Source organism: Robinsoniella sp. KNHs210, from assembly GCF_000686105.1.
GTDB classification, from domain to species: domain Bacteria; phylum Bacillota; class Clostridia; order Lachnospirales; family Lachnospiraceae; genus Robinsoniella; species Robinsoniella peoriensis.
Map to the genome: position 1 here is coordinate 530,629 of NZ_JMLZ01000001.1, position 12,456 is coordinate 543,084.

7 protein-coding genes are annotated in these 12,456 nt (G+C 41.6%); all 7 read right to left on the bottom strand.

The features are described 5' to 3' along the window. Positions 1 to 247: 247 nt before the first annotated feature. Positions 248 to 6,268, bottom strand: a complete 6,021-nt coding sequence (locus CD03_RS32070; protein WP_197041613.1) for an NPCBM/NEW2 domain-containing protein — start codon at positions 6,266 to 6,268, stop codon at positions 248 to 250. Between the two features lie 408 nt (positions 6,269 to 6,676). Further along, positions 6,677 to 7,636, bottom strand: coding sequence for a TRAP transporter substrate-binding protein (locus CD03_RS0101985; RefSeq protein ID WP_044289033.1), 960 nt, complete (start codon positions 7,634 to 7,636; stop codon positions 6,677 to 6,679). Positions 7,637 to 7,725: 89 nt separating this feature from the next. After that, positions 7,726 to 8,550, bottom strand: a complete 825-nt coding sequence (locus CD03_RS0101990) for a response regulator transcription factor (protein ID WP_027292193.1) — start codon at positions 8,548 to 8,550, stop codon at positions 7,726 to 7,728. A gap of 13 nt (positions 8,551 to 8,563) precedes the next feature. Beyond that, positions 8,564 to 10,057 (bottom strand): sensor histidine kinase, encoded by a 1,494-nt coding sequence (locus tag CD03_RS0101995; protein WP_027292194.1) that lies wholly within the window; start codon positions 10,055 to 10,057, stop codon positions 8,564 to 8,566. Continuing rightward, positions 10,054 to 10,527 carry a YcxB family protein gene (locus tag CD03_RS0102000; protein ID WP_027292195.1) on the bottom strand — a complete coding sequence of 158 codons (474 nt, stop codon included), beginning with the start codon at positions 10,525 to 10,527 and terminating at the stop codon, positions 10,054 to 10,056. Before CD03_RS0102000 ends, CD03_RS0101995 begins: the two co-directional genes overlap by 4 nt. An 84-nt stretch (positions 10,528 to 10,611) precedes the next feature. After that, positions 10,612 to 11,904 (bottom strand): TRAP transporter large permease, encoded by a 1,293-nt coding sequence (locus CD03_RS0102005; RefSeq protein ID WP_027292196.1) that lies wholly within the window; start codon positions 11,902 to 11,904, stop codon positions 10,612 to 10,614. Beyond that, a complete protein-coding gene (locus CD03_RS0102010) occupies positions 11,891 to 12,427 on the bottom strand; it encodes a TRAP transporter small permease (RefSeq protein ID WP_027292197.1) in 537 nt (178 codons plus the stop codon). The genes CD03_RS0102005 and CD03_RS0102010 overlap by 14 nt, the downstream gene beginning before the upstream one ends. Positions 12,428 to 12,456 lie beyond the last annotated feature (29 nt).

Genomic DNA, 12,456 nt, shown 5'->3' on the forward strand with positions numbered 1-12,456 from the left:
AATATATTAGATGCTGTGAATCTCATTTATTGTGATTCCGAGAGATGATCTTAATTTAATTATAGTTGTTGATTTACATAAGTAAAAGCGGATTATTTGGGGATTCTTAGCATATTTTTAACATCTTCTATGAATCCAATCCCAGGTAGTATTTCAGAAAGTAATAAACTCCAGTAGGTGTCAAGTCCGTTATAAAACCGACTTATGATGAGAGCGTGCTGTAAAATACAACACGCTCCATTTTTCTTTACTTTTTAATAACTACTGTACTCTTCTGGCCTTTTTTGGCAAATCTGCTCTGATATGATTTCAGTTTGGATTTCGGTACCTTGATGACTGCTCTGGCATGGATACCTTTCAATGCATTTTTACCGACACTCTTAATCACTTTGGAGTATACGGTTATTGTTTTCAGTGCCTTATCGTTATAAAATGCTGCTGTTCCAATCTTTTTCACATTCTTTCCGATCTTCACTGTTTTAAGCTTATTATTTCGCTTAAATGCACTCTTGCCAATTTCGGTTACTTTATATCTGTAGTTACCGATCTTTACCGTATCCGGAACCTTAACCGTTTTTAATGTATTCTTCACTGGTTTGGTCAGACACACCGTTCCGCTCTTGGTGGATGCGCTTAATACTTTGTATTTGTAATTTCCTACTGTATAAGTTCTTCCTTTTTTCGCCAGTATCACAAATGTTTTCGTCAAGCTTCCCTTATAACTACCCTTTCCGGTGATAATGATCTGAGCAGTTCCTGGATTTTTGTTATTCTTATAATAAACCGTGTAATCCACATCCTGTTTCAGTACTTTACTGCCATCTTTTATCGATATTATCGGTTTTAAAGAAGATCCGGTATGGGTTTGTGCCTTAATGCTGCCAATTGTCAGTTTTGATATTTCTTTCTGTACAACCGGCAGTGTTACTGGTTTCTTAACAAGACCTTTCATTGCTGCCTGCAATGCCGCTGCTGCTGCATCTACTTCTTTCTGGCTGGCTTTTTCCGACAGGCCAGCTGCCGCTGCCAGAGCATTTTTAAAAGTCCTTACACTTTCGTCTGTATACTGCTTCAGTGCCTCAGCAGAGATAGCATTGGCTTGTGCTATTGCATCTTTCAGTGCCTTCCTGTCAACTACAACTTCCGGCTCCGCTGCCACAAGCGTATCTAATGCTTCTGCTATTGCTGCTGCTGCATCCTCTACTTCCTGCAGTGTAACTTTCTTATCTCCTGCTACCTCTTTTGCATCTTTCAGTGCCGCTGCTAATGCTGACCAGCTTTCTACCGTGTAATCTGCTTCTTCTAATGCTTCTGCAGTTGCGATTGTTTCATTCAGCGACGCCTTTTCAATTTTCAGATCTTCAAGTCTTACTTCTGCATCAGTAAGCTTCTTCAGGATTTCTGGCTTAACAAGCTGCTTCTGCGCATCGGTCAGTTGCTGATATGAATCACGTGCCGCAGTTATCTCCGCCTCTTTCTCCTCTGTAATCTCTTCATCAATTGCTTCTATTGCTTTCATTACTGCATCTGCGGCTTCCTCATCCACCGACCCTTTAAACCTTTCGTCATACAGGCTTTTTACCTGCTCCGCTGTAAATGCTTTGTCATAAACTGTAATGTTGTCCATGGCACCTACAAAATGTGTATCTCCATCTATCTCATAAGGCAAGAATCCGAAATAATACTGATCAGGTGTATTTCCATCTTTGGCAAACCCTAGCAAAGTCTTATCACTGGATCCACAAGTTCCGCGTTCCACTCCATCTATATAAAGTGTTCCGGTACCATTTTCATTCTCAACAAACGTAACCAACTGCCAGGTATCCTTTTCATATGGACTACCAACACCTGCTACCTTGTGTCCACCGGTGCTTCCGGCTGCATTTCGGTAGAATACAGTATCTCCACTCTTATTATTTCTTCCAATAATCTGAAGACTTGCACCAAGATCACCTGCACCTGCGTTCTGACGTGAACCATAAGCGAACAAAGTGCTGTTGAAGGTATCCTGACTGGTTTTTATCCACATGGAAATCGTAGCTCCGTTTCCTGCTTTAAGACTCTTCATCGGATCATTATCACCAGGAGTATAATTAATTCCTGTCAGAGTATCGTCTCCCTCTACTGGGAAAACAGCAATATGGTTCGAATCTTCATCTGTTTCAAAAGTTAGATTTTCTGCTATGGCAGTAACCTCCTCACCATTAGCAATCCCAACCACACTTGTAACATCGTCAACTGTTGACGTATTGGAAAAATCAAATTCAAGAATAGCTCTTGTACCCGAAGTTTCCACAAGCGCTTCTACTGCTGCTTCGATTGCTGCAGCTGCATCATTCACTTCTTGCTGTGTGGCATTCTCATCCGATGCTACTGCTTTTCCTTCTGTCAGAGCTTCTGCTAATGCTGCCCAGCTATCTGCTGTGTAATCAGCCTCTTCTAATGCTTCTGCGGATGCGATTGCATCATTCAGCACAGACTTATTAACAACTGACGAATCATTGATAAAACGTGCAATTCCCCATTCAGAATGCATACCAGAGTTGCTATGCAGGGAAGAGTTACCCTGTTTTGCAACAAGCTGCAATTCTTTGGCACCTTCCGGTAACGCAATATCAAATACATAAAATCTCCCGGATGTCATTCTTACGGTGCGATCCATCTGTTCTCCATCTACGTAGATGCTGTAGAGAATCGTAAAAGCATTTGTCTTATCACCTACTTCATCGTCGCATCCGGCTGCTGCTACAAAACGGTTCATTCCTGTCGGTATGGAATAAGTTACTGTGGATGGAGCGTGTGCAGAGATTCCTTTGTTAAAAGTACGTCCGCCAATCTTCATAGTCTTATTATCCGCAGACTTATCGTTATGTACATTACTCCATGCAACATCATAAGACTTCGGTGTCAAATCAGAGCAATATTTACCATCCATACTCTCTACATCCGGAATCTCATTGACATATACCAGATAATCATTGTATGTCTGATATACTTCTTTACCTTCAAATTCCACATAAGCTTTCACTCTTTCACTCCTGCTTAGTGTAAACGGTCCGTCATAAATCTTCGCATCTGTGATTGTACTATCCTCGCCAATGGAATATTTCATTTCTACATTATCAAGTTCTGCACCACTCATGGTGATGTACTGTTTTGTGGTATTCAAAATCACTTCCTGATAGTTTGTAAAAGTAATAATCGGATCTGTGGTCCAGGTCTCGTATCCACCCATGTCGAATACATTTGCATATCCCATGTACTGTAATAATTCACGTGCCTGTGAACTTCTCTTACCGGTTCTGCAGTATACGATGATATTAGTACTCTTTGTCGCATCTGCAGCTGTCAGAATACTTTCTGCCTGCTCCAGGATCTTTGACAGCGGAATATTTAAGGAGCCTTCAATTCTTGTCTCCGGATCTTCATCTGCCGGACGTACATCAACCAGGATTGCGCCTTCACTTACCAGCTTCTCTGCTGTATAACGTCCGATAAATCCACTATCTGCACGACCAGCAAGCGGAAGGTAATACTGAAAGGTATCGCTCAGCGTATTGTTGGATGCATCCAATATACGTATCTCTGCTCTACCTATGAATCCTGTTGTTAATTCTACATCTGTGTTCGCAGTAGTATCTGCTGTATCTGACACATCTACATTCTTTGTATCTTTCAATATGTTCTTGTCATCATATATCTTTACTTCCATCGTCTTTGCCGCTGCACTGTTGCCCTGACGAATGATACGCGTACTAATGCTCACTGTATTATCGCGTTGTGTTACTGTGGGGGTTAATACAATTGTATTTGCACATTTCGCTAATGTCACGGCATCCAGGCGCATCTGAGGATTTGAACCCAGGGTAGCTGCCAATTTCACATTCACGTTAATCGGTACAGCACTCTTATAATAAACTGAGTAAACTTTATTATTCCTACCACTCATTCCCATTGCCTTATCAGAATGACCAAGAGCGCTAAAAGCCACTTCCGCATCCATGACTCCAACATAAATCTTTGCCTGTGTCATCTCACTGACTGCCGGCAGCGCCACTGTAAATCTGCTGTTCAACGCTGTCTGTACAGCGCCCCTGTTCGATGTAGCACCACCCGCCTTATATGTTATGTCGGAATCCGCCGTATTCACAACTGCGTCGTTTCCTGTTGTATACATTGGCAGCTGATTTACACCTTCTTTTTCCATGAGGATTGCACCATCAGTTCCACCAAACTGAACGTAGTCCATGACTCCCTCTGCTGCAAGATCAACTTCATCCGCTAATACATCATTGACTGCAGTATACACTTTTGTCGATACTTCCTGATCCGGATTGATATACAGTGCAGCGCCTTCTACTGCTGTGTTACCATTGCTCTGACTCTGTCCCACAATGGTCCATCTGACAGAGACAGTTGCCGGAATATCTGTGGAATAGTTTACTTTTACCAGTTTATTCACACGTGGCTGATTACCTGCGCCCGGTGATTCATTCACTGTCTGGGTATAGCTATCTTGTACCTCGCCATTAACCAGCACCTCAATCTTGATGTTGGAGCGCCAACCGGTAACAGGTACGTACAATACATGATCCCGGGAATCTGACGGTGCATCAAACTGTCCAAATGCACCTATTGCCTTTCCGATAGTAAGACCGCCTTTTACACCAGAACCACTTATCTGAGGAGCACCGTCACTCCAGGAATATGCCGTATATGCATCATTATAATAATCCGTACTGTTTACAGTGGATGGCATGTCACCACTGTACTTCAGCTCTTCTTTTGCATCTGCTTTGCTACGGAATGTCACATCATTCGATTTCCCATAATAAATCCAGTCTGCGTTGCCCAGATTTGACAAATCCATGCTTGTTTCTTTATTGTTAACCTCTACCTCAAAGGATGTAACGTTTGGCTTCTGTTCTAAATCATCATTATCTCCGATTGCAGGTTCCTCACCCTGTACTTTCCATACAACTGTTCCATGTGCAGGAACTGTGATGGTATATGTATCATCTACATTCAGATATTTGTGCTGCCACAAGTCACGGACTACTACATCACCGAAGAATCCCAGTTCTTTCCAGGATACAGTAACTTCTCTCGCCACATTAGCACGGTTAAATACAGCAATCGCTTTAGTCGCAGAGTCAACCTCTCCCAGATCTTTTTTCCAGATCTCAATTGTATTGCTGTCGCCATCGTTAAAATTGTTAAGTGTTTTCACTACCGTTCCACCAACACAAGCGGGATCCTGGTCAACAGCGATCATTTCTTCATTTTTCAGAATCGACAGTGTCTCTTCTGTTACCATTCTGAGATCCGCACCAATCATCAGCGGTGCTCCGGCCATACACCACATACTGAAGTGTGATTTATCTTCTTCATAGGTAAGACCTCGACCAACCTGCATCATATCAAGGTCATTGGATTTGCCCGGTTTGCTGTATTGTGCTTTACTTTTAACGTTGTCAATTGCTTTTAGGACAGAGTTCCAGTTTGCCCACAGGTCACCGCCGGTTCGCCAGGAATCCGCCTGACTGTTTGCCACAGGTTCCCCAGGAAATTCCCAACAACAAACATTATATATGATATCCTTCTTTTTTTCTTGCCGAAGTTCTTCTATGAGATCACCAACCATGATGTAGTGGTCTGAGCCCGTTGTGAATTTGTTCCAGCCAAGATTACGACCGCCGCACCAGTCTACTTTAATAAAATCATAGTCCCAGTCAATAAAGTACTGCCTTAAATCTTCTTCTTCATGATCCAGCAGACCAACACCCAGACCGAATCCGGTACCTGGTTTATTGTGGTGATCCTTGTCTCCTTCGCCATTAGCTCCAGAAGCACAGGTATCCCCACCAATATCTGTGTAGATACCTGCCTTCATTCCAAGCTTATGGGCATAATCTGCGATAACCTTCATTCCATTTGGAAACTTTTCTTTGTTGTGCGTGACAAGTCCTGTCTCCTTGTCACGACCTCCCTGATAGCCATCATCGATGTTAAAGTACTCGTATCCAGCATCAATCAGCCCATACTCTTCCATCAAATCCATCTGACTGATGAAAAGATCTTCACTGATATTGTTTGCAAACTCGTTCCATGATGACCAACCCATTAAGGGAGTCAAACGTTCCTCGTAACCCCCTTCTGCCTGCACTTCCACTGACGGAGGCGCAGCAAGCGAGACCTGAGGAGCTACCGCACTGACCGCCATTGTCACTGCAAGTGCCATTGTCGAAATTCTTTTAAATCGCTTCATTCTCATAATCCTTCCTCTCTGGTATAATGTAGTCATAGACAAATACCATTCTACAACACATCATTAATCTATATCAAAATTGGCAGGAATGGATCACATCCAGTTCTAAACCAATCGTGATACGTGTATAAATTACTGTATATTTTGTATAATTAATCTTTCCATTTTATTTTGAATCGTAGGCAAATTGACAAAATGACGTTTTTCTTACGTGATAATATATAATTATATCAGCGTTTTTACTTATTCAACATGCATTTTTCTCCTGTCTACCATCAATTTTTTTGGATATTGTCGTTCTTTAATATGTACTACATGATTTTTGTTGTAACATTGCATATTTCATCGATTTCACCAATGGGCAATTCTGATATAAGGGCACTCCATGGGACGGAAAAGATCTTTTTTCTATTCCTTTCCTTCTTCAATAATCGCTTCTATTACATCCATATAATCTGCGCAGTATTTCTTATATACACTTTTTACTGCCTCCTGAAATCTTTCTTTTTCTGAAGCTGAAAGCTCGCTAACCTCCACATTATTATCTATGGCTGTATGTTTGGATTTTATTTCCTGCGCCCGCCACAACTCCCGTTCATATAAAGCCGACTCTTCTGCGCAGGAACGGATGATTACCTGATCCTCCGGCGTAAGTTTATTCCAAGTCACTTCAGAACACAGTTGAACTTCCGGCACTCTGGTATGTTCATCGATCGTGTAATACCCCGCTACTTCATAATGTCCCATCGTTTCATATGAGGGCCAGTTATTTTCTGCTCCATCAACCTCCCCCCGTTGAATTCCTGAATACACATCCGCATAATCCAGCGGTATTGCTTCAGCACCAAGTGCCTCTACAATATCTGACATCAGGCTTGACTCCTGCACACGGATCCTTAACCCGGCAATATCCTCTAAAGACTTGACAGGACGAACGGAATTATAGAAATTTCTTGCCCCCGCATCATACCACGAGAGACCGATCACCTCATTCGGGTCAATCGATTTCAGGAAATCATCTCCGATACGGCCATCCAGAACCCTCCACATATGGTTTGAATTGGTATAAAGATATGGCATTTGCAGTACCGTTAGTTTAGGAATATACTCCGCTAAATGCGCCAGCGAAACCCTTGTAAAATCAATTCCTCCTATCTGTAACTGGCGAATAACATCCTTTTCATATCCCAATTCTCCTTCTGCCTGTACCAGTATTTTGATTCTGCCGTCAGTCTGCTCTTCCACCATTTCTGCAAATTTGTATCCGCCCATAGTTGTCGGATAGTCTTTAGTCTGATTTTCTGCATAAGAAAATATAAACTCGGGCTTCTTCTCCTGCCTTCCAGGACATAAAATAACCACTGCCATGATAAGCGCCGCTGCTACTACGAATATAGAGCCGATAACCTCTTTTTTATTTCTTCTGATTATAGATCGGATAACCGCATTTTTATTTCTCATCTGAATTCTCCTGATTCCTGATCTTCTGATTGTCCGATCAAAGCCAGGGTACGATATTCACTCGGTGTATTTCCAGTTATCCGCTTAAACACCCGGGCAAAATAGTTGGAGTCCTGATACCCCACCTGACCGCTAATCTCTTTAACATTATTCCGAACATCCCGAAGCAGTCTTTTGGCTTTTTCAATTCGAAATTCAGAAAGATATGCAGTGAAATTTTTTTCAAAACACTGTTTAAACAATTTACAGAAATAGGCATCCGAATATTTCATTGACATTGCGATATCCTGCAAAGAGATGTCTTCTGTATAATGAGACCTTATATAGTTTAAAATTGCTTCTCTGACAGCATGGATCCGTATATCTCCTAACTTCTCTTCGCCAGATTCCCAAAACGCACCTGTATCATCATCCAACTTTTCAAATTGCCCAGAGTCTGCTGTTTTTTCCTCAAACAGACGAAGAGCCTCTTCAATGACAGCCACGAGTTCCTCATCTTCGGTTGGTTTTAACAGATAATCCATTGCCTGTACGGTAAGTGCCTGCCTGGCATAAGCAAATTCATCAAAAGCCGTAAGAAAAATAATCGCACAATTTTTATCAATTGCCCGAATATCCTTAGCTGCCTCGAGGCCATTAATACCTGGCATTTCTATATCCAGAATAATAACCTGGCACTTTTCTTTTTTGAATAATTCAATAGCTTCTCTGCCATTTTCCGCCAATACTACCTCAAGCCCTTCCCGAAAGTACTTCTGAATAGTCTTACAGGCAACTGCTCTTTCAATCGGTTCATCATCTGCAACCAGTATACGATACATAGCTTTTCCCTCCCTATAATTGCGGAATCCTGATTGTAATAACCGTTCCTACATCGGGTTTACTTGCTATTTCAAACTCACTATTTTCATACATTCCTCTGATTCTTTTATAAGCATTTCCCAAACCAATTCCGATCAGATTGCCACCCTCCTGCTCCATTTGCTGCCTCAACCCTGCCAAGATATCCGGCTTTATTCCACTACCGGTATCTGCAACCGTAATGCACAGTATCTGGTCACACTCCTCAATATTGATTGTAATCTTCCCACCCTCTTCCTTTTTAGAAACTCCGTGAATAATTGCATTTTCCACCAGTGGCTGAAGTGTAAAAGAAGGAATCATGACCTCATCTCTGTCTACCTGGCATACAATTTCATATTTGATTCGGTTACCAAATCGTATTTTCTGCAGATAAATATATTCTCTGATCACACACAGTTCTTTGGTAAGTGAAACCTCTGCTTCCATCGTCTTTAAATTGTAACGGAACAATGTACTAAGCGCTTTAATCATCTTCTCTGTAGTTTCCGCATCCTCCAGTTTGGCCATCCCGCTGATCACATTCAGCGTATTAAAGAGAAAATGCGGATTGATCTGATTCTTCAGCATATCTAATCGGATCGCCTCTAAGCGTCTTTCCAGATCCACACGTTCCATTTCCCTCGTATGAAGTAAATCCATTGTCTTTCTCTTCTCTTCCAGTGCTTGAATATATTCACCTGTTGCATATTTCATTTTATTAAACGCATGTACTAACTCGCCCAGCTCATCCTGACTCTCAACCTCCACATCCGCCACTGTGTAATCATTCTCAGCAATTTTTTTCGACACCTCAACAAGCTTTATAATTGGTGATATAATTGTCTTATTCAAAACATTTGTCAATTTACATATACTCAAAAATAAGACTATTGCAAATACCACTGCCGTTATCAGAATTTTTTGAAGAACAGGAATTTTGTTCTGATAAGACGCATTGCCCGTCTCCATTGTATATCGCATCAACGTCCGCGCATAATCCTGCTGGTATCCCTGCATCTCATAAACCTTATACAAATCACTTATATAATCGGCGCTATTCCCGTGTTTACTTAGTATCTCCTCTCGCTTACCGGCATAGACCGGATAACTATTTCGAATCGACCACGTCTTAGAATAGCGGTATTCTTCTCCAGGGAAATACTCAAAGGGCAGGTTAGCGATCATGATCCTGGTTCTTTCACATGCCGTATCTAACTCTGCCCGCTTTTCTTCATTCGGATTCTTAATATAGTCTTCAAATAACAGAGTTTCTTCTTCCAGCGCGTCTACAAGTGCACTGCTCATCGCATTTTCTTTCAAAATCCGACTGAAGTCTACCAAGGAGAATTTAACTGTCCAAATATTAAAAATTACAGCCAATGAAATAATGATAAATACCATGGTGCTAAAAGATCCAATCTTCTTTTTTATTGTCATGGACCTCCAGATATCTCCAATTCTCTTTACTAATGCTAATCTTCTCATACTTTTCTTAATCTTCTATTTACATATTCTAAAAAAATATCTTTAACTTCCCCCGTCACCCGATCCGGCAGCAGAAAGCCTTCTCTACCGTGGATTCGAATTACAATCATCCGAGGTCCTTTGATCATTCCCTGTACTTGCTTCCATTTTACTTCTGAATCCTGCCCGTCTGCCGTCACATAGAGCCCGAAGTCATCGAATCCTAATTCCATAACACGGGGCATCCCAGCCACCTGTTTCCATGCCTTCCAATAGATAATCCCGGGCTGTAACAATGGAAACAGGCAGCATCCAAAAAACATCAATATCTTAACAGATAGATTAGCACTATTCCAATAACTGTACATCAGCAAAATCGATGCTACTGTGAAGATAATATTACACATTCCTGCCATTGACCGGTACAGGTTGTACATTGTCAATTTCCACAAATCCAAAGCTGACACTCCATACAGGAACTTAAATTTCATACTTTATACCTCCTGCATATCACAGATCCCACCTGCAATACTGCATTAATAAGTAGTTTGCAAGAAACTTTCAAACTACAACTCTTATGCAAACAACGTCGGAAGCCATAGGCTGATTTCCGGAATAAAAGTGATTAGTAATAAAGTAATGATCATGCATATATAAAACGGCAAGGTTGCTTTCACAACACGCTCCATCGGCACCTTGCTGACCGCCGAACCAATAAATAGTACTGCGCCAACTGGCGGTGTAAGAAGACCAATGCCGCAGTTTAGCACTACCATGATACCAAACTGCACCGGATCGATTCCGATTGAAGTCGCAATTGGTAAAAGAATCGGAGTTGCGATTAAAATGATCGGCGCCATATCCATAATGCATCCCAGAACCAGAAGAATCAGATTCAGCAGTATAGCTAACATGATGGGATTATCCGTTAATCCAATAATTGCATTTGCAGCTAATTCCGGCACATGAAGACGTGTCAGGCAATATCCAAAGATACTGGATGTTGCAATCAAGATCAACACAATCGACAAGGTATCAATACATTGCCCCAGGGTACGCCATACACCTTTCCAATTCAGTCCTTTATAGATAAACACACTGACGATCAAACTATAAATAACAGCAATCGCCGCCGATTCAGTCGCCGTAAACATTCCGCCAACCACGCCAAATACAACAATCAGTACAGCAGCCAATGCCCAGAAAGATACACTAAGCTGTTTGATCAGGTTCCTGATACTAAAATTATCGCCTTTCGGATATTGTCTCTTAACAGAAATAATATAAGAGCCAACCATCAGTGAAACTGCCAGTAACGCACCCGGTAAATAACCAGCGAGGAACAGACTTCCGACTGAAATTCCTCCTGCTGTCGTTGCATAAATAACCATGTTGTGACTTGGAGGAACCAAAAGCCCTTCGCAGGATGACGTAACGGTTACTGCAGTAGAAAAGTCATCATCATATCCCTGTTCTACCATCATCGGAATCATGATGGTACCAATAGAAGCTGTATCTGCTGCCGCTGACCCTGAAATTCCACCAAAGAAATACGAAGCCACAATATTAACCATTGCCATACCACCGCGCATCCATCCAACACAGGCATTTGCCAATGCAATCAATTTCTCAGAGATGCCCCCCACTCCCATCAGGCATCCCATGGTAATAAAGAACGGCACCGCCATCAGACTGTAGGAGCTGATTCCTTTTACCATCTGCTGACAGATGGTCGTAAGCGGAAGTCCCTGATTCAACAGGCACAAAAGAGAAGATAGCGCAACCGCATAAGCAATCGGAAAACGCAGTATTATCATAATTAGAAAACTACCGAGTAATACTAAGACAGCCATATTATCTGGATTCATCTGCTATTTCCTCCCTTGTGAATAATTTTTTTGCATGCTGGTAGAATACTTCGATTTCAAATATAACCATTGCTACTCCGGCTAAAGGAACGGGAAAATACTTCCAGAATCTTGACAGCCAGGTTATGCTTACATAGGATCCTTTTGATCCTATTTCTACAGCGTATCTCCATCCGACTATAATCATAACGATAGCCAGAATAAAAATTGCGATATCAGCTATTATATCAAGACTGATCACAACTTTCTTGGGCATATATTTATCAAGTGCGGTCATACGAATATGTGAACCGTTTCTGATCGCCAGTGCAGCTGATAAAACTGCCAGATAAGCCATACAAGTCAATACAATCTCTTCGCTCCATGCCGGATCCGGTATAAACGAAACATATCTTCCTAATACCGTAACACTTGTGATAAGAATATCAATGACCAAAATCAGCTTGCATAAAAGCAGTGTAAATTTGTATACTGCATCATATATAGGCTTCATTTTATCGATTGTTGAAAATATATTTGTCATCGCTGATTAACCTCCTAAACAATTGGGGC